The following is a 22,334-nucleotide window of genomic DNA, read 5'->3' as shown; positions in this document are numbered from 1 at the left end:
AGGTAATTTGCTTTCCTTTTTCGCTGTTAATCATTACCCTTTTTCCTCGCCTTATCGAACGTTTACCCTCTGGTTGCTATGCAAAAATATACCTTATTGCTATTGAGCCTGGTGCTGCTGGCACCTTTAGGCATTGATCTCTATTTACCCACGCTGCCGCAGATCGCTGAAGGCTTATCGACGCCCGTCGCCCTGGTACAAACCACGATCCCGCTTTTCTTACTGATTATGGGGCTGGGACAATTGGTCAGTGGGCCGCTGGTCGACAACTATGGCCGTAAGCCTGTCGCCTTGCTGGGCCTGGCGCTCTACATCGTCGGCAGCGCCATCGCTGCCACGGCGACCGCCTTCCCGCTGTTTTTAATTGCCCGCCTGGTTCAAGGCTGCGCGGTCTGCTGCAGCGCGGTTGTGGCTTTTAGCGGCGTGCGTGACCGACTCAGTGGTGATGACGCCGCCCGGGCTTACGGCTTCCTGAACGGGGCACTGAATATTGTGCCGGCTCTGGCGCCGTTGCTGGGTGGCATTCTGGCCAGCGCCTTCGACTGGCGTGCGCCGTTCTGGTTCCTGTGCGCCTATGCGGCAGTCGTGATGATGATGGTCATCATCTGGCTGCCTGAAACACGTCCGGCGGATACGCTGCGCGTGAAGGGCCTTCCGGTAAACCAGTATGCCGCGATTCTCCGCCAGCCGCGCTTTCTGGCCTTTGCCTTTGCCAATGCTGGCGCGCTGGGGATGGTGCTGACCTATGTCTCGCTGGCCCCACAGGTGTTAATGACTGAAGGGGGACTTTCGCCTCTGGCCTTCTCGTTTGCCTTTGGTGCAAATGGTTTTTGGATCATGCTGGTCAGCGTGGTGGTGAATAAAGCGATTCGCAAAGCGGGCCGACCGTTTTGCCTTGCCATCGGTTTTATCACCATGTTGACGGGTGCCGTTCTGCTCGTGGCGGGAATGACCTTGTTGCCTGACAGCCTGCAATACCATTGGGCGCTGTATATGTTCCCGGTGGCGGTCTCCGTAGCCGGGCTGGCTTTCACCGTTGGGCCAGCCACCAGCTATGCGCTGGAACCCTATCAGCAGCAGGCAGGCGTGGCCTCGGCGCTGCAGGGATTTATCCAGATGGCGGGAGGCGCCGCAGGCAGCCTGCTCGTGGTGGCTCTGCCGGTAGCGGAGAAACTGTCATTAACGTTGATGATGCTGCTGGGCGCAGCGCTGGCCTTCCTGGCCTGGCGCTGCAGTAAGAAAATGCAAAGCCGGATTACCGCCGTTAACTGATTTTAACCGGAACGCGAGGGGCCAGCGCGCACATCAGCTCATAGCCCACCGTTCCGGCTGCTTTCGCCACCTGATCGATTTTGACATTTTCTCCCCATAACTCCACGGGCGAGCCAATGCCAGCCTGCGGGCACGGCGTGAGATCCACCGTTATCATATCCATCGAAACCGCACCGACAACCTGCGTCATCATCCCGTCAACGGCAACCGGGGTTCCTGTCGGCGCATGACGTGGATAGCCGTCTGCATAACCGCAGGCAACCACGCCGATACGCTGCGGCTGGGTTGCATGATAGCGATAACCATAGCCGACGCCATCACCGGCCTGCAGCTGCTGTACGCCGATAATCTCACTGCTCAGCGTCATGACCGGTTTGAGTCCGCTGCTGGCGATATCCTGCCAGTTCCCGCTTGGCGAAGCGCCATACAAAATGATGCCCGGACGTACCCAGTCGTAATGCGCTTCAGGATGCCATAACGTGCAGGCCGAATTGGATAATGACACCGGACTGTCCAGCCCTTCCGTGGCCTGGGCGATGCGCTTAAGCGGCTCGACGATACCGTCAGGATTTTCCGCATCGGCAAAGTGCGCCATCAGAGTAATGTCTCCGACATTTTCGAGCGCACGCAGCTTGTGCCAGATTCCGTTGACCTGTTCAGGACGAAACCCCAGTCGGTTCATGCCGCTGTTGATCTTGAGATAGAGATCAACGGGCGCAGAGAGCGTGGCGTTTGCCAGGGCATGAATTTGCCAGTTGCTGTGCACGCTGGTCGTCAGCCGGTAGCGATCAATCAATGCCAGATCGTCAGGGTGAAAAAAGCCTTCAAGCAGCAATATCGGCTTCTTCCAGCCCTGCTCGCGCAGCAAAATGGCCTCTTCCATGTTGAGTAGCGCGAAACCATCCGTGGCGGACAGGCTTTCCCACACGCGGGCAATGCCATGACCGTAAGCGTTGGCTTTTACCACTGACCAGACGCGTGACGTCGGGGCCGCCCGGCGCACAATCGCCAGATTATGTCGCAACGCCTGTTGATCGATGGTCGCGACAATTGGACGTGACATATTCCTCTCCCTGAAGGCTTAACGTACTGCGTTAACGTTACGAAGCGGCGATCGGGCTGCCGCAAATCCGGGTAAATAACGAAAGACGGTAAGATCGTCCGCGGCTATCGCGGATGAGGTACCGGATATGACGTCAGCCAGTAACTGACCGGAGCCGCACGCCATTGTCCATCCCAACGTGCCGTGGCCGGTATTCAGGAAAAGATTCGAAAGCGGCGTGGCACCGACCACCGGCGTCCCGTCTGGCGTCATGGGACGCAGACCGGTCCAGAAGCTGGCCTGACTGACATCTCCCCCTTCAGGATAGAGATCTGTGACCACCATCTCCAGCGTTTCGCGACGCGCCTCAAGCAGTTTGGTGTTAAAACCCACAATCTCCGCCATACCGCCGACGCGAATACGGTTATCAAAGCGTGTCACCGCCACTTTATAGGTCTCATCGAGGATCGTTGAAACCGGTGCTGCATCGGGATTGGTCACCGGTAGGGTCAGGGAGTAGCCTTTGAGCGGGTAAACAGGAATATCGACGATGTTTCTCATCAACGAGGTGGAGTAGGATCCCAACGCGACCACATAGCTGTCACCCTTGATCACCTCCTCACCGCACTTCACCCCATAAATACGATTACCATCACGCAGGAGCTGATCGATCGGCGTATTAAACCGGAAGACAACGCCAGCTTCCTCAGCCATTTTGGCCAGACGCTGCGTAAAAAGCTGGCAATCGCCCGTTTCATCGTTAGGCAGGCGCAAGCCGCCAGTAAGTTTATGCTGTGTGGCTGCCAGTGCCGGTTCCACGCTGGCCAGCTGGTGCGCCTCCAGCAATTCATACGGCACACCGGCTTCACGTAGCACCGCAATGTCTTTACTGGCGCTGTCGAACTGCTGCTGGGTTCGAAACAGCTGCAGCGTGCCGCCCTGACGGCCTTCATAGGCGATGCCGGTTTCCGCACGCAACGCTTTGAGACAGTCACGGCTGTATTCGGCCAGGCGGACCATACGGCTTTTGTTTTGCTGGTAGTGACGCATATCGCAATTGCGCAGCATGTTCCACATCCATTCGAGCTGGAAGCGACTGCCGTCCAGACGGATAGCCAGCGGCGCATGGCGCTGAAACATCCACTTCATCGCTTTAAGCGGCACGCCCGGCGCCGCCCAGGGGGCAGCATAACCGGGGGAGATTTGCCCGGCGTTAGCAGCACTGGTTTCCATCGCAGGCTGAGGCTGACGATCGATCACGGTGACCTGGTGTCCGGCACGCGCCAGATACCATGCGCTCGTTACCCCCACTACGCCACTCCCAAGAATCACTACGTGCATAAGTCCCCCGCGAAATTAAAAAGCATAATCCACTGTGCAATGGTTTACATTCAGTGTGATCACAAAGTGGAAACATCCTCTAAACAATTCAACTATTTCACCTCTTTTTTCACCCTCAGGTAACTAAAATCATTTCACGAACGTAAATTCAGAGAGTTATGCGCCAATAGTGAAAAAAGCAGGCATAAATGACATTGTCTACAGTTAATTCCACCGCTTTCAGGAGAATCCTTCAAAGCGCGCCCTTTAGCTCAATTACAGGATATTGTGCTAATAAATACCTGCAATATAGTCGGTAGAGCTATTTAATCCCAACCCCTTAAACCTGAAATGATTTTTCTGCCAAAGAATTCGTTTGAGTTCCCGGATCGGATAAGCGACAGTGAACTATCATTGATATGTTCACTCAGTTTTTTTGGGTTCCCTTTCTCAGGAAGAGCCTTAAATAAATCGCAACGGGCAACCCCACCGCGTGAGCCCGTTCGCCAAAACAGAGGTGCGCTATGACAACAATCTTTGACGATTCACTCATGGACAGCAAACGCATCAGCGATGGACCCGACTGGACCTTCGACCTGCTCGATGTCTATCTCGCTGAAATCGACCGCGTCGCCAAACTCTACGGTCTGGATACCTACCCGCACCAAATAGAAGTGATCACCTCAGAGCAAATGATGGACGCCTACTCAAGCGTGGGGATGCCCATCAACTATTCGCACTGGTCATTTGGCAAAAAATTTATTGAAACCGAGCAGCGCTACAAGCACGGTCAGCAGGGCCTGGCTTACGAAATCGTGATCAACTCCAATCCCTGCATCGCCTACCTGATGGAAGAGAACACGATGACCATGCAGGCGCTGGTGATGGCGCACGCCTGCTACGGGCACAACTCCTTCTTCAAGAATAACTACCTGTTTCGTAGCTGGACCGATGCCAGCTCCATCGTCGATTATCTGTTGTTTGCAAAGAATTATATTTCTGACTGCGAGGAGCGTTACGGGGTTGAAGAAGTGGAACGCCTGCTTGATTCCTGCCACGCGTTGATGAACTACGGTGTTGATCGCTACAAGCGTCCCCAGAAAATTTCGTTGCAGGAAGAGAAAGCGCGGCAAAAAAGCCGGGAAGAGTATCTTCAGAGTCAGGTGAACACGCTCTGGCGTACGCTGCCGCGAAAAGAGAAGGAAGCCACGCTGGTTGAAGCCGCGCGTTACCCTTCAGAGCCGCAGGAAAACCTGCTCTATTTTATGGAAAAAAACGCGCCCCTGCTCGAATCCTGGCAGCGGGAGATTCTGCGCATAGTCCGTAAGGTGAGCCAGTATTTCTATCCCCAGAAACAAACTCAGGTCATGAATGAAGGCTGGGCCACCTTCTGGCACTACACCATCCTGAACCACCTGTATGATGAAGGCAAAGTGTCTGAGCGCTTCATGATGGAGTTTCTCCACAGCCATACCAACGTCATCTATCAGCCACCCTATAACAGCCAGTGGTATAGCGGGATTAACCCCTATGCATTAGGTTTTGCGATGTTCCAGGACATCAAGCGCATTTGCCAGTCGCCAACCGAAGAAGATCGCTACTGGTTCCCGGACATCGCCGGCTCTGACTGGCTAAAAACCCTGCATTTTGCAATGCGGGAATTCAAGGATGAAAGTTTTATCAGTCAGTTCCTGTCGCCAAAGGTTATGCGTGATTTCCGACTGTTTACCGTACTGGATGACGATCGTAATAACTTTCTGGAGATCGCTGCCATCCACGATGAGGCGGGCTACCGTGCGATTCGTCAACAGCTCTCAGCTCAGTACAACCTGAGTAACCTGGAGCCCAACATTCAGGTGTACAACGTCGACCTGCGCGGCGATCGTTCCCTGACGCTGCGCTATGTCCCGCAGAGCCGTGCGCCGCTGGACAAAAGCCGCCGGGAAGTGCTTAAACACGTGCAACGATTATGGGGATTTGACGTTATTCTGGAACAGCAAAACGAAGACGGGAGTGTGGAGCTACTGGACCGTAATCCACCGCGTAACGCCCCACTTTAAGCGGAATAAAAAACCGGACGCCATGTCCGGTTTTTTTTATTAACGTTTGCTACCTAAATCGTCCGGCAGCGTTTTTTGCATCGAATGCCAGATATCGCCACTCTGACGACCATAGCGACGGACACATTCAACGATCTCGTCCTGGGTCGGTTCTTTGTCACACAGGTTAAGCAGCGTTTGATAAAAATCGCGTGCCACCTTACGCGCTTCCGGGTTGGAAAAGTAGTGGCGTCCAACGCGGGTGTAAAGCCCTTTCAGCCCGTTCAGGATCAGGCCGTAAATTGGGTTGCCGGATGCGAACGCCAACCCGCGAAACACCCTGTAATCGAGTTCAGTATAGGTGTCTACCTGATCTTCAGCACTGTTTACGGCTTCCAGTACCTCTCGAGCCTTCTCTGGATAATGGCGTAAGGCGCGGCTGATAAAGATCGAAGAAATATTGGTACGGACGGATAACAGGTTATCGATCAGGGCGGGTACGCTGTCATGATCGAGACGCGCCAGGGTTTCAAGAATATTAAGACCTGAGGTTTCCCAAAAATTATTCACGCGAGTGGGTTTGCCATGCTGAATGGTCAGCCAGCCGTCACGCGCCAGACGCTGCAGCACTTCACGCAATGTGGTACGTGTTACACCAATCAGTTCAGAAAGCTCACGTTCAGCAGGAAGAATGGATCCAGGCGGAAAACGGCTGTTCCAGATGCTTTCAATTATATACTCTTCAGCAAATCCGGCTGGACTCTGCGCCTTAATAACCATAACTGTGTGTTCTCGTTGCTTTCTGGATCGTAATGGGCACTCATCATACCAGACGCCCCATAGCGGATACAGACTGCACATCGATTAAAAGCGCGGTTTAGCACAAAATTAAGACAGAATACCGCGATTATTGCAGCTGTATTTACGCCGGCCTTCACTCAGGGTTTTGGGCTGGCGCATTGCTACATCAACGTTTCCCGCCCTGCGGGCTTTGACGCGCAAAAGAACATCAATATCACAGGCTTATCAGAATTTTCGTTAGGTCATTAATCTGGATCAGTGCCAGGTCATGTTTGTACATAATTTTTACCCAACGCAGGATGGCGCGCAGCGACTTTTGGTTTACACTGCGGGGCATTAACGTTTACAGGGAATGCAATATGTTGCGATATTTAAACCAATGTTCGCGTGGTCGCGGGGCCTGGTTATTACTGGCCCTCTCTGCACTGGCCCTGGAGCTTACGGCGTTGTGGTTCCAGTATGGTTTGGGCTTTAAACCCTGTGTGATGTGTATTTATGTGCGCTGTGCGCTGTTTGGCGTAGTGGCTGCAGGGCTTATCGGGTTTCTTCTGCCACGTTCGCCTTTACGGCTGGTGGCCATTCTGGTCTGGATCTACAGCGCCTGGGAAGGCCTGCGGCTGTCTTACGAACACACGATGATCCTGCTGCATCCCAATCCTTTTGTGACCTGTGATTTCGCCGCGCGTTTTCCGACGTGGTTGCCGCTGGATAAATGGCTACCTTCGGTGTTCGTCGCCAGCGGAGACTGCTCAGAGCGTGGGTGGGAATTCCTGTCGCTCAGTATGCCACAGTGGATGATCGGTATTTTCGCGGCCTATCTGCTGGTCGGCATTTTGGTTCTGATCGCGCAGCCGTTAAAACCTAAGCGCCGGGATTTATTTGGTCGCTAACGGTAAAAAGGCTGCTCCTCGCAGCCTTTAATTCATGTGCCTCAGCCGTTACGGTCCGGTCGATCAATGATATGATCTTCCCAGTCACGCACTTCACTTTCCCGCACCGCAATATAGCGCACCGAAATACGTTGAGCATGCATCTCGGTTTTGGAACCCGTGCGCAGCGGATGCCAGGCCGGGAGCGGTTTCCCCTCGCCCAGCAGCCGGTAGGCGCAGGTGCGGGGCAGCCAGTTGAAGGTAGTCAGGTTTTCGCGCGTCAGCTTGATACAGTCTTCTTCAAATTCAAACCGACGTTCGTAATTACGGCACTGACAGGTCTTTATGTTGAGCTGGTTACAGGCGACGTTGGTGAAATAGATTTCATCCGTATCGGCGTCCTGTAATTTGTTCAGGCAGCACTGACCACAACCATCACACAAGGACTCCCATTCCTCATCGCTCATTTGTGCCAGGCGCTTATGTTGCCAGAAAGGGGTTTCAGTCATGATGATTGTCCAGATTTAGCCTAAACCGCACCTTATAAAGATATTGACGCGACGATGCAAGTTTTAGAGTACTCGCGTGCTGATGCCGTGGCCTGCAACAGAAACCTCAAGCATATCGCCCGAACGCATCGGCCCCACGCCTTCAGGTGTGCCGGTCAGGATGACATCCCCCGCATGCAGGGTAAAATACTGACTCATATGGGCAATCAGCGGCAGAATTTTGTGGATCATATCGGCGGTGTTGCCCTGCTGGCGAACCTCACCGTTGACCACCAGCTTCAGCTCGGTATTCTGCGGGTCGCCTGAGAACTCAGCAACCGGAATAAATCCCGACACCGGACAGGCGTTATCAAAGGCTTTCGCTTTTTCCCACGGCTGCCCGGCTTTTTTTAAGCCTGCCTGCAGGTCACGCAGGGTTAAATCCAGCGCCACACCGTAACCGGCGATCGCTTTCGCCACGTGCGCTTCTGAAGCCTGCTTCAGGGTGGTGCCTATCAGTACCGCCAGCTCAACTTCGTGGTGCACGTCGCCGAACGCATCAGGAACAGATAAAGGCTGGCGCAGATCGCACAAGGCCGTTTGCGGCTTAATAAAGATAACCGGCTCGGTCGGTGTCGCACTGCCCATTTCTTTAATGTGTTTCGCATAGTTGCTGCCCACGCAAACCACTTTGCTCACGGGATAATCTAACAAAGCGCCTTGCCAGTTACGATGCTGATACATGCTAATCCCCTGCTTAGAGTGCCGAAATGCCAGTCATGTCGGCGGGTTGAGGTGACTGACAGACGGCACCTGTCGCCAGCCTGCCCGTCATCCCTGAGATGAGTAAACCTGACAGATGCGCGAGAATTGTCAATAAGTCAGCCTGGCTATTTGTGCGTCTTGTGCGTCGCCGCCTTCATCTGACCGGTCAGGTTGCAAACAGCGCGGCGCAGCGGCGCGACTGTGCAATTATTATTCAGCTTCACGGGAATATAAATCTGCTGATGACGGCCCTGCAAATTTTATATTAAAGGAACAATCCGAGTTAATCTTTTCTATCCAGTTCAAGATGCGTTTTTAACAAACTTTCGATGGGTGGTGGAATTTGCAAATAATATCCCTGCTCGCTTAACCCCTGCTTCACTTTATTGATGTCCGCATTGGCCAGTTTGTCGCGCTGGGCAAGGTTCACCACCATCGCTAACTGAGGCTTACCAAAGCCTTTCAGCAGGGCCTCAGGAACGCGCGAAAAATCGTCTTTTTTTTCAACATAAAGGTAAGTCTGGTCGCGAACGGGACTTCTGTAGATCACACAAAACATATTTTTTACTCGAATTAACCAGCCGTGAGGCTTGTTTGAATATAGCGGTAACTATAACATGCTTGCAGTACTTCGAATATTCGCCGATCGCGCTTTAACGATGCTTTTATGATCGCTTAGCACAGGGTAGTAAAACAGGACTGAGTCGGGACAGATGCCGCAATCGCCAATCGAATTTAAGGGAAGCAGTTTTACCTTGTCCGTTGTTCATTTGCATCACCATGAGCCAGAGGTGATCCGCAAAGCGCTTCAGGACAAAATTGACCAGGCTCCAGATTTCCTGAAAAACGCACCCGTGGTGCTGAATGTTGCGGCCCTTGATGCGGCCGTAAACTGGAAACAGATGCAGCAGGCCGTCAGCGCAACGGGGCTCCGTATTGTCGGCGTCAGTGGATGCAAAGACGAAGCACTGAAAAAAATGATCGCCCGCGTCGGTCTTCCGGTGCTGGCAGAAGGTAAAGAGAGCCACAAGCGCGAAGCGCCGGAGCCGGAGTCAAAACCCGTGGCGACGGAAGCGCTGGTGGCGAAAACACGCATCGTTAACACGCCGGTGCGTTCTGGTCAGCAAATCTATGCCCGCAATGCGGATTTGATTGTCACCAGCAGCGTCAGCGCCGGCGCGGAACTGGTTGCCGATGGCAATATTCATATCTATGGCATGATGCGCGGCCGCGCGCTGGCAGGTGCCAGCGGTGACAGAGATTGCCAGATTTTTTGCACCAACCTGGCAGCAGAGTTGGTTTCTATCGCCGGGGAGTACTGGATCATGGATCAAATCCCCGAAGCGTTTTTTGCTAAAGCGGCACGCCTCTGCCTTCAGGACGGCGCGCTGACTATCCAGACACTTAATTAGGCCCCTTTTCTTTCGTTAAGGAAATCAACATTTATGGCACGCATTATTGTAGTTACATCCGGTAAAGGGGGCGTTGGTAAGACCACGTCAAGCGCGGCCATCGCCACCGGTTTAGCGCAGAAAGGCAAAAAAACGGTTGTCATCGACTTTGATATCGGCCTGCGTAACCTTGATTTAATCATGGGCTGCGAACGCCGTGTGGTTTATGATTTTGTTAATGTCATTCAGGGTGATGCCACGCTGAACCAGGCATTGATTCGTGATAAGCGCACAGAACAACTCTATATTCTGCCTGCCTCGCAGACCCGCGACAAAGACGCCCTTACCCGCGAAGGTGTTGAGAAGGTGCTGAACGATCTGGCAGAGATGGCGTTTGATTTCATCGTTTGTGACTCGCCGGCCGGCATCGAAACCGGTGCGTTAATGGCGCTCTATTTTGCCGACGAAGCCATTATCACCACGAACCCGGAAGTTTCCTCTGTACGCGACTCTGACCGTATTCTCGGTATTATTTCTTCCAAATCCCGCCGTGCGGAAACCAGCCAGGAACCGGTTAAAGAGCATCTGCTGCTGACCCGTTACAATCCTGGCCGCGTGAATCGTGGCGATATGCTGAGCATGGAAGATGTTCTGGAAATCCTGCGTATTCCTCTGGTCGGCGTCATCCCGGAAGACCAGTCGGTTCTTCGTGCCTCCAACCAGGGTGAGCCGGTAATTCTCGATGGTGAGTCTGATGCTGGTAAAGCCTATGCCGATACCGTTGACCGGTTACTCGGTGAAAGTCGCCCCTTCCGCTTTATTGAAGAAGAGAAGAAGGGTTTCCTGAAACGCCTGTTCGGGGGATAAACCATGGCATTACTTGATTTCTTTTTATCCCGGAAGAAGAACACTGCCAACATAGCCAAGGAAAGGCTACAGATTATTGTGGCAGAACGGAGAAGGGGCGACAGTGAGCCCCACTATCTTCCGCAACTTAAGCGCGACATTCTTGAAGTGATTTGCAAGTACGTGAAGATTGATCCGGACATGGTGACGGTTCAACTCGATCAGAAAGGGGATGATATCTCCATTCTGGAACTGAACGTCACGCTACCTGAAACGGAAGACGTGCCTAAATGACGTTGACCGTTTCCTGATTTTCCCCTGCGCTGTACTGGCAGGGGAAATGTCTTACATCTCGGCAAGGATGGACATAATGCCGGGTTTCAGCACGTCGCCTCGCCAGCCTGTTAACAGTTCAGGTTCGCGGTTTTGTGGCTTCAGCCCCCAGTGCTGACTCAGTACCTGATTGATCTGTCGGCGCGATGCCAACAGCTCCTGACTAAATCCGCTCTGCTCACTTACCTGCAGCACCAGTGCTTTGATCGCTTTAAACGCCCGCTTATAGTTCACATGATCGACCAGATTGCTTAACGGCGGCGGCAGCTCGCTTTCAGCCAGTCCGGCTGCGTCTGCGACCTGCGCCAGCATCGCCCTGCCGTGAAAACGAATCTCATGGCCAGATAAGCCCAGGTGATCTAACTCACCCTGCGAGCCCGGCATGAAACGTGCGACTTTCCACAGGTTCTCTTCCCGCACCACAAAATTCACTGCCATGTCTTTTTCTCGGGCAACCCTGAGCCGCCAGGCAGCAAGGCGTTGCAGCGCAGCCAGCTGGCGCGGACGTAACTGCCAGGCATTGGTGATATCGCGCCAGGCATCTTCTGGCGCTAAGCTATCCAGCCGACGCTGGCACAGGTTTTCACATTCGCTCAGCGCCGCGCCCATATTCCCTGCCTGCTCAACCTGTTGCATGAGTTGATGCGCAATCGGTAACAGGTAATGCACATCGGCAGCGGCATACTGGCACTGCCGTTCCGTCAGCGGACGCGCCAGCCAGTCCGTGCGCGCCTCACTCTTATCTAATTCGACCTGAGTAAAGTGCGCCACCATGGAGGCAAATCCCCAGGAAAGCGGTTGACCGCTAAAGGCCGCCAGAATCTGAGTATCAATCATCGGCTGTGGCAGTACAGCAAAACGGTGCAGGAAGACTTCCAAATCTTCGCCGCCCGCGTGCAAAAATTTCGTGACGCGGGTATCCGTTAACAGTTCGATAAACGGTGACCAGTCACGGACAGGTAACGGATCGATCAACACCAGCTGTTCGCCATCAAACAGCTGAATCAGTCCCAGCTGTGGATAGTAGGTACGGGTACGGACAAATTCCGTATCCAGGGCGACGGCCGTATGCTGGCGTGCTTTGTTGCACACGTCGGCCAGGCGATCATCGTTATCGATCAGGGAATAGTTCACGTTCAGTTTTCACCGCAGCCGACAACGTGCGGTGCTCCATGTTAAAAGCAATAAAAACGCCGGACAGCGCCGGCGTACAACCTGAATCCTGACGGTGAATCAACCCCCGTGGGTTTTCACCTCGTCGCGCAATTCACGACGCAGAATTTTTCCTACATTCGTTTTGGGTAGTTCATCGCGGAACTCAACGATTTTCGGCACTTTGTAGCCGGTGAGCTGACGACGACAGTGATCGATCAGCTCTTCTTTGGTCAGCGAGGGATCTTTCTTCACCACACAAACCTTCACCGCCTCGCCCGACAGTTCGCTGGGCACGCCAATTGCAGCCGCTTCGCGCACTTTGGGATGCTGCATCAGAACGTCTTCAATTTCATTCGGATAGACGTTGAAACCTGACACCAGAATCATATCCTTTTTGCGGTCCACGATACGGATAAATCCTTCGTGGTCAACGGTAACAATATCCCCGCTGTGGAGCCAGCCATTTTTCAGGACTTCTGCCGTGGCCTCCGGATGCTGCCAGTAGCCATGCATCACCTGCGGACCACGGATGCACAATTCGCCGGGCTCTCCGGTTGGCACCTCATTGCCGTTTTCATCCAGAATGATCACGTCCGTAGAGGGCACCGGTAAGCCAATACTGCCCGTGTGGCAGCTGATATCATAAGGATTGACGGAGACCAGCGGCGAGCACTCGGTCAGACCGTAGCCTTCCAGTAAATAGTGGCCGGTGAGTTTTTCCCAGCGCTCAGCGACCGCCTTTTGTACCGCCATGCCGCCCCCGGCAGAGAGGCGCAGGGTAGAAAAATCGAGTTTGGTAAAGCCATCGTCATTAAGCAGTGCGTTAAACAACGTATTCACGCCGGTAATGGCGGTAAACGGATATTTCGCGATCTCTTTGACAAAACCAGGAATATCACGTGGATTGGTGATCAGCAGATTCTGCCCACCCAGCTCAACAAATAGCAAGCCGTTAACAGTCAGCGCAAAGATATGGTAAAGCGGTAACGCTGTAACAACACACTCCTTGCCATCCCGTAACAGCTTGCCGTAGGTGGCTTTCGTCTGTTCGAGGTTTGCCTGCATATTCCGGTGCGTCAGCATGGCACCTTTCGCCACGCCGGTCGTGCCGCCCGTGTATTGCAGAAACGCCAGGTCCTCATTACTGACTTCCGGGCGCTGATACGGCATTTTCTCCCCGGCTTCCAGTACGTGGCGAAACGCTATCGCACCCGGCAAATGGTACTTTGGTACCAGTCGCTTCACATACTTCACCACAAAGTTTACGAGGGTGGCTTTGACCGGTGCAAGCTGGTCGCCCATCCGGGTCAGAACAACGTGTTTGATCGCGGTCTCGCTGACGACTTTTTCTAACGTATGCGCAAAGTTAGAGACAATAACGATCGCGCTGGCACCGCTGTCATTAAGTTGGTGTTTTAATTCGCGCGGCGTATAGAGTGGGTTGACGTTGACCACGACCATTCCGGCCCGCAAAACGCCAAAGAGCGCAACCGGATATTGCAGCAGATTCGGCATCATCAGGGCAACACGGTCGCCCTGTTTCAGTTTTAACTCATGTTGCAGATAGGCGGCAAAGGCGCGACTTTTTTCGTCCAGTTGGCGATAGGTCATCTTTTGACCCATGTTGTAAAAAGCAGGTTGCACGGCGTATCGGGCAACGGCCTGCTCAAACAGATCAACCAGAGAGCGGTAACGATCAGCATTTATTTCGGCAGGGACGTCTGCCGGGTAGCGTTTTAGCCAAACCTTATTCAAGGATTCACCCCGATAATCTTGTTGTGTACTCATCGCCGCCTCGACAATCGCATTTGTTAACAATATTTTAACTGATTGTACCAGTTTGCTCTTCTTGTCATGTTGAGGTTGCGAAGTCCATCACTAAATTTCGTCTTTGCAGACAATACAAATAAAAAGCCCGGCAGCGAGCACCGCTACCGGGCTGAATAAAAAAGATGATGCTTACTGTGTCAGGATAGTTTCAACCTGTGCGGGCCCGCTGTTATACATTCCCCAGTACGGGTTGGGTCCCCAGTAGCCCCCACGATGGCGCGTCGGGCCATACCAAATCCACGGGTCAATGGGCTGCGGAGGTGCAACAATCTGGCGCGTCAGATGCCAGCGCTGATAGCCACGAACGTCAATGACCACAAACTGATAGGTGGCCTCGCCAATTTTGCCCTGCTCCGTACCCTTGATCGTACCGAGCACCGTAACGAACTGATCTTTGACATCCGTCGGATCGACGAAGCCGGGAATGTCGGCATAGATGCGACCCACAGAGCTGGCGCCCAGCACGGGACGCGCGCCCTCATCCAGCGGCTGCGTCGCTATTTCCAGCCGGGTTTTGCCGTTACGGTTGAACACGTTAACCACCTTGCCGCCAAAGCGCGATTCCTGACCGACATAGATGGCCGGATCTTTCATCACCCGCAATAAGTCCTGTTGGGGCATGGCGGAATTGCCCTTAATATTATCCGGCACTGAAACACAACCACTTAAAACCAGGGCGCAGGCCAGTATCAGACCGGCAACACCGTGACGACGAATTGACATGGGTATTCTCCTGAAAGTTGCTGTTTAGAGTGCTCCGATAACAATAAGTTGCGTCACGTTTCAGCGTCCAGGCAGTTTTTTCCAGGCCACCTCGTTTCTCAGATAGGTTGGCTCTGCGTTTTCAGGCAATACCGTCGCGCCCTGCTGCAAAGCAGCGACGGCCAGCGGCAACATATCTTCTGCCGCAGGCAGTTCCACATGGCTGTTAACCAGTTGAAGGGCATGGCCCTGCTGGAGATCCGGCCAGGCCTGCCAGCCGGTTCCGGCAGTAAACCATTCACCCTCCAGCGCCTGCATCCGCGTCAAGGCCGCGGCGGGCGACAGTACGCTCTCGCTCGCTTCACCCTGCCAGTGCCCCTGCTCATCACGCTGATACTCGGCCCAGTAGACTTCACCCATACGGGCATCTATCGCGGTTAATACCCGCGTGGCCCCCTGCAGCCGCCAGGCGCCCTGCGCCAGCGTGGCCAGTGTAGAGATCCCCGCCATGGGCAACGCCGCGCCCAGTGCCAGCCCCTGAGCGATTCCAATACCAATACGCACGCCGGTGAAACTGCCCGGACCACGGCCAAATGCCAACGCATCAAGTTCTGTGAGTTCCAACTGCTGAGACTGCAGCAGTTCTGCCACTAGGGGTAAAATTCGTTGGGTGTGATCGCGCGGCGCGATCTCAAAGCGCGCATCAATCTGCTGCCCGTTGAGCAGGGCTGCAGAACAGGCTTCTGTCGCTGTATCCAGCGCTAAAATTCGGACCGACATAACGACCTCAGAAGATTCAAAAACGGCGCGCATCTTAGCACAAAATTACGCGTCAGGTTGCTGACGAATAAAGGCAATAGCCTGCGCGATATCCCGCGTGCGTGGAGTAGGCGGCAGGCTGTTAAGAAACAGCGCGCCATAAGGCCGGGATACCAGACGCTGGTCGCAGATCACCAGCACGCCACGATCGTCGGTATCGCGAATCAAACGGCCAACGCCCTGTTTCAACGTAATCACGGCGTCGGGCAGTTGCACGTCACTGAAGGGATCGCCTCCCCGCAAACGGCAGTCTTCCATGCGGGCTTTTAACAGCGGATCCTCCGGTGAGGTAAACGGCAGCTTGTCGATGATGACCAGCGACAGCGCATCGCCACGTACGTCCACCCCTTCCCAGAAGCTGCTGGTCGCCACCAGCAGGGCATTGCCCTTTTCGATAAACTGTTTCAGCAGTTGCCCTTTACTGGTTTCGCCCTGCACCAACACCGGCAACGTCATGGAGGCCCGAAACTCGGCCGCCAGCTCACGCATCATCAGATGTGAGGTACATAAGAAGAAGCAGCGGCCTTTGTTTGCATCAATCAGCGGCTTCATCATTTTAGCCAGCTGACGTGCGCCACCGGGACGATTCGGTTCCGGCAGATTGCGGGGAACGCACAGTAATGCCTGCTGTGAGTAGTCAAACGGACTGCTGAGAATCAAACTCTTCGCCTTGCTCACGCCTAGCCGATCGGCAAAATGGTCCATCTTTTCATCGACGGCCAGGGTCGCTGAGGTGAAAATCCATGCCGCTTTGCGGTCATCCATCATTTCCCGGAAGCGTTCGGCCACGGATAACGGCGTGAGCGCCAGTACAAAGTGACGCGATGTGCATTCATACCAGTAACTGAATCCCGGTTCGCTGATGGATCGTATGCGCTTCAGACGCGTACGGTAAAGCGCTGCGCGTTCAAAGGCCGCATCAAGCAGCGCAGAACGCCCGAGGGAGAGTTTAATGACGTCATAGCACAGTTCCAGGGCATCATCGAGCAACGTGAACATACGCATGATGGTGTTATCACTGAGTAAGTCCCGCAGATTTCCGCGATAGCCGGGTTCGCCCAGCGCCAGCCGAAAATCCTGAGCGCACTGAGCCAGCCTGTCGGCCGATTTTTGCAGTTGCTGAACGTCACGCACTTCAGTGCGATACGCAATGATAATGTCTTTCGCCAGATCGGCTAACTGACGGCTGGAGATCTGCTGACCAAAATACTGGCTGGCGATATCCGGTAACTGATGGGCTTCGTCAAAAATCATGACGTCCGCTTCAGGGATCAGCTCACCGAAGCCCCCCTCTTTCACCACCAGATCGGCAAGAAAAAGATGATGATTGACCACGACCACATCGGCATCCATGGCCTTCTTGCGCGCTTTGACGACAAAACACGCTTTATACTGCGGGCAATCGCTCCCCAGACAGTTGTCGTTGGTACTGGTCACCAGCGGCCATATCGGACTGTCTTCCGTCACGTCTGCACAGGTGCTGATATCGCCGTCGACGGTGTGCGAGGCCCAGGCGCGCAGCGTCACCAGGTCGGTAAGCGACTGAACGCTCAGATCGCCGCCGGTGGCAGACTGCTGCTCCATCCGCTCCAGGCACAGGTAGTTAGATCGCCCTTTAAGCAGCGCCGTTTTACCGGTAAATTTTAGCGCGTTAGCGATGGTGGGCAAATCGCGAGCATAAAGCTGATCCTGCAGGGCTTTTGAGCCCGTGGACACAATCACTTTTTTATTGGCGCGCAACGCCGGCGCCAGGTAAGCATAGGTCTTACCCGTCCCCGTGCCCGCTTCAACAACCAGCTCACCGCTGCTCTGCACGGCCTCGGTGACAGCCTGGGCCATTTCACGCTGTGCTTCACGCGGTTTGAACCCCGTAATACGCTTTGCCAGCGCGCCATCTGATGCAAAATCGTCTGCCACGTATCCTCTCAACTCCGGCAAAAAACACTGTATATTATGTCAGTCTTTCCCGCCTTAAGGAAATTGCTGACGCGGGCGTCTCCCTCCTGCTGGCTGGATGCAGGGAATGCCGCTAATGGCTGATATAAAGCGCACCCGCCGCCAGGATCACCCATAAAACCGCCAGCGTAATAAACCCCTGTCTGGCCGAACGCGACATGCCCACAAAAGTTGACGCCACCACAGACAGCAGCGCCAGTGCGCCAAACATCACCCAAAACAGATATTGCGTATTCGCCATGCCTTCTTCCCAAGAGTCCTGAACCGGTAAGCGACGTTTTATACCATTTTTCTGGCCGCGATGCGCGACCGACGCCCGCAGGCGTTTTGCAATGGATGACAATGGCATCGGGAATATGCCAGGCTAGGCGTCCAAAAAAAAAGGAGAAGATGATGAGCATTACGCGCATTGATCCCGAACATCGTATGTCCGAAGCGGTTGTTCATAACGACACAATTTATTATACCAGCGTGCCTGAAAACCTTGATGCGGATGCCGAAGCGCAAACCGCCAATGCGCTGGCGGTGATTGACGCCCTGCTGGCACGCGTGGGCAGTGACAAAAGCAAAATCCTGGATGCCACCATTTTTCTGGTTGATAAAGCTGATTTTGCGGCAATGAACCGCGCCTGGGACGCCTGGGTTTCACCCGGCGATGCCCCGGTGCGCTGCACGGTTCAGGCAGCCTTGATGAATCCGAAGTATAAAGTCGAAATAAAAATTATCGCCGCGCGTTAACCCCTGTCCGGGCGTCAGCCTTCGTCGTCTTCATCTTCGAAGCGCGCCCGAATTAGTTCTCCTGTGTGGCTTTCACGAATTTCCTGTGCCACCAGGGTTATCGCCTCGCCGCTGGACATGCCCTCTGCCATTAACTGTTGAATGCGTTCTACCGCGCGTTGTTGCTGGTCGTGTGAAAGTGCGGGTAATCCTGTAAACATCTTTTACTCCTGCTTTAGGGCTGCCATTATTTCATGGGGAACAAACAGGTGCCAGTCAGGAAAAAATATGTCAGTCTAACGGCATTACTGATGTCAGATTTTGTGCTCAATGATCGTTCAAACTCATAACCTGCGTTATTCACCTGACGCCCTTACGCACTATTTTTCCCGTATTGCGCATCTGCCATGGGCAATGCTGCTGTCGTCGGGGCACGCCGATCACAGTGATAACCGTTTTGATATCCTGACCGCCGATCCCCTTACTACACTGACGACGCGTGGCAGGATAACAGAAATTCGCCATGGACATGGCCATGAAAACAGTGAGGACGATCCTCTCTCTCTCGTGCAGCACTACTGCAACGCGTTGGGTATCTCCCCAACACGCCATCCGGATTTGCCCTTTGTGGGCGGCGCGCTGGGGCTGTTTGGCTATGACCTGGGACGCCGCTTTGAGCAGTTACCTCAGATCGCCACCGCCGATCTGCAGACGCCGGATATGGCGGTGGGCATCTACGACTGGGCGTTAATTGCCGATCATCATCGTCAGACATTGACCCTGGTTGCTGTTGAGGATGTTGCGCAGCGGCTCAGTTGGCTGGAAGGCTGGCCACCACGCGAAAGCGCGCCATTTTCACTGACCAGCGAATGGTCCGCTAACCTCAGCGTTGATGACTACGCGGAACGTTTTCGCAAGGTACAGGCCTATATCCAGGCGGGTGACTGCTATCAGGTCAACCTGTCACAGCGCTTCAAGGCCGGTTATCAGGGTGACGAATGGCGTGCGTTCTGCTTGCTGAATCAGGCTAATCGCGCGCCTTTTAGCGCCTTTTTACGCCTGCCGGAGAGCGCCATTCTCAGCCTTTCCCCCGAGCGCTTTATGGCGCTGGATCAACACGTCATTACGACCCGCCCGATTAAAGGTACGCGCCCGCGTGACAGCGATCCGGCGCGTGACGCCGCCCAGGCCGAAAGTCTGCGAACGTCCGCCAAAGACCGGGCAGAGAATCTGATGATTGTCGATCTGCTGCGTAATGATATAGGTCGGGTCGCCGTGGCCGGTTCCGTAAGCGTACCCGAACTGTTTGTGGTGGAACCCTTTCCGGCAGTGCATCATCTGGTCAGCACCGTTCGCGCCACGCTGCCCGAAAACCTGCAGGCCTGCGATCTGTTACGCGCCTGCTTTCCCGGCGGTTCGATTACGGGTGCGCCAAAAATTCGTGCAATGGAAATTATCGATGAACTGGAACCGCAACGCCGTAACGCCTGGTGTGGCAGCATCGGATATCTGAGTTTGTGTGGTCGCATGGACACCAGTATTACGATTCGTACGTTGATTGCCGAAGATCATCACCTCTACTGTTCGGCTGGCGGCGGTTTAGTGGCCGACAGCGAGCTGGAATCGGAATATCAGGAAACCCTGGATAAGGTCAGCCGCATTTTGCCCGCGCTGGAAAAAGGGGCCTGAATGGCGTTGACGCTGGCGGATTTCCGCACCCGCTTTCTGCTGCAGCTTCCTCAGCAACCTGCGCAGCCGCTTTTCGGGCGCCATGCGGCGGTGTTAATTCCCATTGTTGCACGTCAGCAGCCCGGTCTTCTGCTGACACAACGTTCACACGGGCTACGTAAGCACGCCGGTCAGGTGGCCTTTCCCGGCGGCATGCAGGACCCCGAGGATGGTTCGCTGGTGGCTACCGCTTTGCGGGAGGCGCAGGAAGAGGTCGGCATTTCACCCGCTCAGGTGGAGGTTTTGGGCTGCCTGCCTGCGGTGACCAGCAGCACAGGATTTCAGGTTACGCCTGTGTTAGGCATCATCCCGGACCGCCTCGCGCTGCGCATCAACCCGGATGAAGTGGTGAGTACTTTTGAAATGCCCCTGACCGAAGCGTTGCGTCTCAGCCGCTACGCAGAGCTTGACTACTACCGCGCCGGTGTTCGCCATCCTGTGTGGCTGTCGCGCTATCAGGATTATCTGGTCTGGGGTATGACAGCAGGCATTATTCGTTCACTGAGTCAGCAAATTGCGTTTTAGTTGACACAGCTTTCATTTTTAAGCCTGTTTACGGGCTTCCGCGCGATATCACACTATAATTTTTTTTCGTGGTTTTAATTAGTTTATTTCATGCGAAAAGCAGCGCGTTCCCCCTGCTTCGCCGTTTACTATTAGCGCCATAAACTGCCACGGCAGGGTAAGTTTTTTTTGTGAGGAGTGTCACCCATGATTTCGGTTTTTGACATGTTTAAAGTGGGCATTGGCCCATCCAGTTCTCATACGGTCGGTCCGATGAAAGCGGGTAAGCAGTTTGTGGATCTGTTGTCTGAACAGGGCAAACTGCATGAGGTGACACGCATCGCCGTCGATGTCTATGGTTCTCTGTCATTGACCGGTAAAGGCCACCATACCGATATCGCTATCATCATGGGCCTGGCGGGTGAGTCACCTGACAGCGTAGACATTGACTCCATTCCTGCATTTATCAAAGACGTGCAGCAGCGGGAACGTCTGCTGGTTGCGAAAGGCGCGCATGAAGTCGATTTTCCTCGCGAAGGCGGCATGGTCTTCCGCAGTGAGAACCTTTCTCTGCATGAAAATGGCCTGCGCCTGCTGGCGTTTTCGGGCGATTTGCTGGTGTTGTCAAAAACCTATTACTCCGTTGGCGGCGGCTTCATTGTCGATGAAGAGCATTTTGGTCAGTCTGCGCTGGATGAAGTTTCGGTTCCCTGGCCTTTCCATTCGGCAAAAGAGTTGTTGTCACACTGCCGTGAAACCGGGCTTTCCCTGTCAGGGCTGGTGATGAAAAATGAACTGGCACTGCATTCGCGTGACGAAATTAACGCCTATTTCGCAACAGTCTGGCAAACCATGCAGGCCTGTATCGATCGCGGCCTGAATACCGAAGGCGTGCTGCCCGGTCCCTTGCGCGTGCCGCGTCGCGCCGCATCACTGCGCCGCCTGCTGATCGCCTCTGCCAAGCACTCTAACGATCCCATGGTCGTGATTGACTGGATTAACATGTTTGCCCTGGCGGTAAATGAAGAGAATGCCGCCGGGGGGCGCGTGGTTACCGCACCAACCAACGGTGCCTGCGGCATCGTGCCAGCCGTGCTGGCCTACTACGACCACTTTATCGAACCGGTCACGCCCGATATTTTTATTCGCTATTTTCTCGCCTCTGGCGCAATCGGCATTCTTTATAAAATGAATGCCTCTATCTCTGGTGCCGAAGTGGGCTGTCAGGGCGAAGTGGGCGTTGCCTGTTCTATGGCTGCAGCGGGTCTGGCGGAACTGTTAGGTGCTAGTCCAGAGCAGGTCTGTGTCGCTGCGGAGATCGGCATGGAGCACAATCTGGGTCTGACCTGCGATCCCGTGGCGGGTCAGGTCCAGGTGCCGTGCATTGAACGCAATGCCATTGCCTCCGTGAAGGCCATCAACGCTGCGCGTATGGCCCTGCGTCGTACCAGCGAGCCGCGCGTTTCGCTGGATAAGGTCATTGAAACCATGTACGAGACAGGAAAAGACATGAATGCCAAATATCGCGAGACCTCCCGCGGCGGGCTGGCGATTAAAGTTCAGTGTGATTAATATTTTTTGAGATTTGTTTCTAATTTTCTGCTTTTCAACCAGTGCATTAGTCAGCCCTGCCTGCTATAAATATTAACAATGCTAAAGCGACCTTCGGGTCGCTCTCCTTTTTTATGACCTTTCATTTTACGCTCAGGTCCTAAATTTGCTTCGGGCCGTGCCGATAACAACCCAGCTATATCTAT

General features: G+C 54.1%; 23 protein-coding genes. 10 read left to right on the top strand and 13 right to left on the bottom strand.

The features are described 5' to 3' along the window. The first annotated feature begins 78 nt into the window (after nt 1-78). Nucleotides 79-1,272 carry a multidrug effflux MFS transporter gene (locus GKC68_RS09965; RefSeq protein WP_028723476.1) on the top strand — a complete coding sequence of 398 codons (1,194 nt, stop codon included), beginning with the start codon at nt 79-81 and terminating at the stop codon, nt 1,270-1,272. On the opposite strand, the gene dadX is transcribed toward GKC68_RS09965, so the two are convergent. After that, entirely contained in the window at nt 1,265-2,335 is a 1,071-nt protein-coding gene (gene dadX / locus GKC68_RS09960; protein WP_028723475.1) for a catabolic alanine racemase DadX, read from the bottom strand. The two genes, GKC68_RS09965 and dadX, sit on opposite strands and share 8 nt — an antisense overlap. An 18-nt stretch (nt 2,336-2,353) precedes the next feature. Continuing rightward, on the bottom strand, nt 2,354-3,655 hold the full coding sequence (locus GKC68_RS09955) for a D-amino acid dehydrogenase (protein ID WP_028723474.1): 1,302 nt from the start codon (nt 3,653-3,655) through the stop codon (nt 2,354-2,356). 503 nt (nt 3,656-4,158) lie between these two features. Between GKC68_RS09955 and GKC68_RS09950 the strand changes: the two genes are divergently transcribed. Next, a complete protein-coding gene (locus tag GKC68_RS09950; protein ID WP_028723473.1) occupies nt 4,159-5,694 on the top strand; it encodes a SpoVR family protein in 1,536 nt (511 codons plus the stop codon). A gap of 39 nt (nt 5,695-5,733) precedes the next feature. On the opposite strand, the gene fadR is transcribed toward GKC68_RS09950, so the two are convergent. Continuing rightward, nucleotides 5,734-6,453: a fatty acid metabolism transcriptional regulator FadR gene (gene fadR, locus GKC68_RS09945; RefSeq protein WP_028723472.1), complete on the bottom strand. Its 720-nt coding sequence runs from the start codon at nt 6,451-6,453 to the stop codon at nt 5,734-5,736. Between the two features lie 380 nt (nt 6,454-6,833). On the opposite strand from fadR, the gene dsbB reads away from it, so the two are divergent. Next, nucleotides 6,834-7,364: a disulfide bond formation protein DsbB gene (gene dsbB / locus GKC68_RS09940; protein ID WP_064366996.1), complete on the top strand. Its 531-nt coding sequence runs from the start codon at nt 6,834-6,836 to the stop codon at nt 7,362-7,364. A gap of 41 nt (nt 7,365-7,405) precedes the next feature. On the opposite strand, the gene GKC68_RS09935 is transcribed toward dsbB, so the two are convergent. From GKC68_RS09935 to GKC68_RS09925, 3 genes are all read right to left on the bottom strand, one after another. Next, the gene (locus GKC68_RS09935; protein ID WP_058705666.1) at nt 7,406-7,852 is read right to left on the bottom strand and encodes a YcgN family cysteine cluster protein; all 447 of its coding nucleotides are present in this window, start codon (nt 7,850-7,852) and stop codon (nt 7,406-7,408) included. 63 nt (nt 7,853-7,915) lie between these two features. Continuing rightward, nucleotides 7,916-8,575: a fumarylacetoacetate hydrolase family protein gene (locus GKC68_RS09930; RefSeq protein ID WP_028723469.1), complete on the bottom strand. Its 660-nt coding sequence runs from the start codon at nt 8,573-8,575 to the stop codon at nt 7,916-7,918. Nucleotides 8,576-8,879: 304 nt separating this feature from the next. Continuing rightward, nucleotides 8,880-9,155, bottom strand: coding sequence for a YcgL domain-containing protein (locus tag GKC68_RS09925; protein ID WP_013026005.1), 276 nt, complete (start codon nt 9,153-9,155; stop codon nt 8,880-8,882). A gap of 154 nt (nt 9,156-9,309) precedes the next feature. Here GKC68_RS09925 and minC point away from each other — a divergent pair, with 154 nt between their 5' ends. From minC to minE, 3 genes are read left to right on the top strand one after another with little or no spacing between them, the layout of a single operon-like run. Next, nucleotides 9,310-10,008: a septum site-determining protein MinC gene (gene minC / locus GKC68_RS09920; RefSeq protein ID WP_013026006.1), complete on the top strand. Its 699-nt coding sequence runs from the start codon at nt 9,310-9,312 to the stop codon at nt 10,006-10,008. Nucleotides 10,009-10,041: 33 nt separating this feature from the next. Then, nucleotides 10,042-10,854 (top strand): septum site-determining protein MinD, encoded by an 813-nt coding sequence (minD, locus tag GKC68_RS09915; protein ID WP_014593844.1) that lies wholly within the window; start codon nt 10,042-10,044, stop codon nt 10,852-10,854. A 3-nt stretch (nt 10,855-10,857) separates the two neighbouring features. After that, nucleotides 10,858-11,127: a cell division topological specificity factor MinE gene (gene minE / locus GKC68_RS09910; RefSeq protein WP_010616394.1), complete on the top strand. Its 270-nt coding sequence runs from the start codon at nt 10,858-10,860 to the stop codon at nt 11,125-11,127. Nucleotides 11,128-11,178: 51 nt separating this feature from the next. Here the strand turns inward: minE and rnd are convergent, their stop codons facing one another. The 6 genes from rnd to GKC68_RS09880 form a co-directional block, all read right to left on the bottom strand. Continuing rightward, nucleotides 11,179-12,300, bottom strand: a complete 1,122-nt coding sequence (rnd, locus tag GKC68_RS09905) for a ribonuclease D (RefSeq protein ID WP_110145575.1) — start codon at nt 12,298-12,300, stop codon at nt 11,179-11,181. Nucleotides 12,301-12,399: 99 nt separating this feature from the next. Beyond that, nucleotides 12,400-14,076: a long-chain-fatty-acid--CoA ligase FadD gene (gene fadD, locus GKC68_RS09900; RefSeq protein WP_342656883.1), complete on the bottom strand. Its 1,677-nt coding sequence runs from the start codon at nt 14,074-14,076 to the stop codon at nt 12,400-12,402. A 204-nt stretch (nt 14,077-14,280) separates the two neighbouring features. After that, the gene (locus tag GKC68_RS09895; protein WP_028723466.1) at nt 14,281-14,874 is read right to left on the bottom strand and encodes a Slp family lipoprotein; all 594 of its coding nucleotides are present in this window, start codon (nt 14,872-14,874) and stop codon (nt 14,281-14,283) included. 60 nt (nt 14,875-14,934) lie between these two features. Then, entirely contained in the window at nt 14,935-15,633 is a 699-nt protein-coding gene (tsaB, locus tag GKC68_RS09890) for a tRNA (adenosine(37)-N6)-threonylcarbamoyltransferase complex dimerization subunit type 1 TsaB (protein ID WP_028723465.1), read from the bottom strand. Nucleotides 15,634-15,678: 45 nt separating this feature from the next. After that, a complete protein-coding gene (locus GKC68_RS09885; protein ID WP_028723464.1) occupies nt 15,679-17,589 on the bottom strand; it encodes an ATP-dependent DNA helicase in 1,911 nt (636 codons plus the stop codon). 112 nt (nt 17,590-17,701) lie between these two features. Continuing rightward, nucleotides 17,702-17,977, bottom strand: coding sequence for a hypothetical protein (locus GKC68_RS09880; RefSeq protein WP_342656912.1), 276 nt, complete (start codon nt 17,975-17,977; stop codon nt 17,702-17,704). A 44-nt stretch (nt 17,978-18,021) separates the two neighbouring features. On the opposite strand from GKC68_RS09880, the gene GKC68_RS09875 reads away from it, so the two are divergent. Then, nucleotides 18,022-18,366, top strand: a complete 345-nt coding sequence (locus GKC68_RS09875; RefSeq protein ID WP_342656882.1) for a RidA family protein — start codon at nt 18,022-18,024, stop codon at nt 18,364-18,366. A gap of 14 nt (nt 18,367-18,380) precedes the next feature. Here GKC68_RS09875 and GKC68_RS09870 read toward each other — a convergent pair whose 3' ends face one another. After that, a complete protein-coding gene (locus GKC68_RS09870) occupies nt 18,381-18,566 on the bottom strand; it encodes a YoaH family protein (protein WP_028723463.1) in 186 nt (61 codons plus the stop codon). A gap of 109 nt (nt 18,567-18,675) precedes the next feature. On the opposite strand from GKC68_RS09870, the gene pabB reads away from it, so the two are divergent. The 3 genes from pabB to GKC68_RS09855 all read left to right on the top strand — a co-directional run bounded on the left by pabB (nt 18,676) and on the right by GKC68_RS09855 (nt 22,149). Further along, nucleotides 18,676-20,034 carry an aminodeoxychorismate synthase component 1 gene (gene pabB / locus GKC68_RS09865; RefSeq protein WP_342656788.1) on the top strand — a complete coding sequence of 453 codons (1,359 nt, stop codon included), beginning with the start codon at nt 18,676-18,678 and terminating at the stop codon, nt 20,032-20,034. Then, the gene (locus GKC68_RS09860) at nt 20,035-20,598 is read left to right on the top strand and encodes a CoA pyrophosphatase (RefSeq protein WP_028723461.1); all 564 of its coding nucleotides are present in this window, start codon (nt 20,035-20,037) and stop codon (nt 20,596-20,598) included. Between the two features lie 186 nt (nt 20,599-20,784). Next, nucleotides 20,785-22,149 carry an L-serine ammonia-lyase gene (locus GKC68_RS09855; RefSeq protein WP_028723460.1) on the top strand — a complete coding sequence of 455 codons (1,365 nt, stop codon included), beginning with the start codon at nt 20,785-20,787 and terminating at the stop codon, nt 22,147-22,149. Nucleotides 22,150-22,334 lie beyond the last annotated feature (185 nt).

This window comes from Pantoea sp. RSPAM1, assembly GCF_038816185.1.
GTDB classification, from domain to species: domain Bacteria; phylum Pseudomonadota; class Gammaproteobacteria; order Enterobacterales; family Enterobacteriaceae; genus Pantoea; species Pantoea ananatis.
The sequence above is the reverse complement of the archived record's forward strand: the minus strand, read 5'-3'. Positions and strand labels throughout refer to the sequence as shown.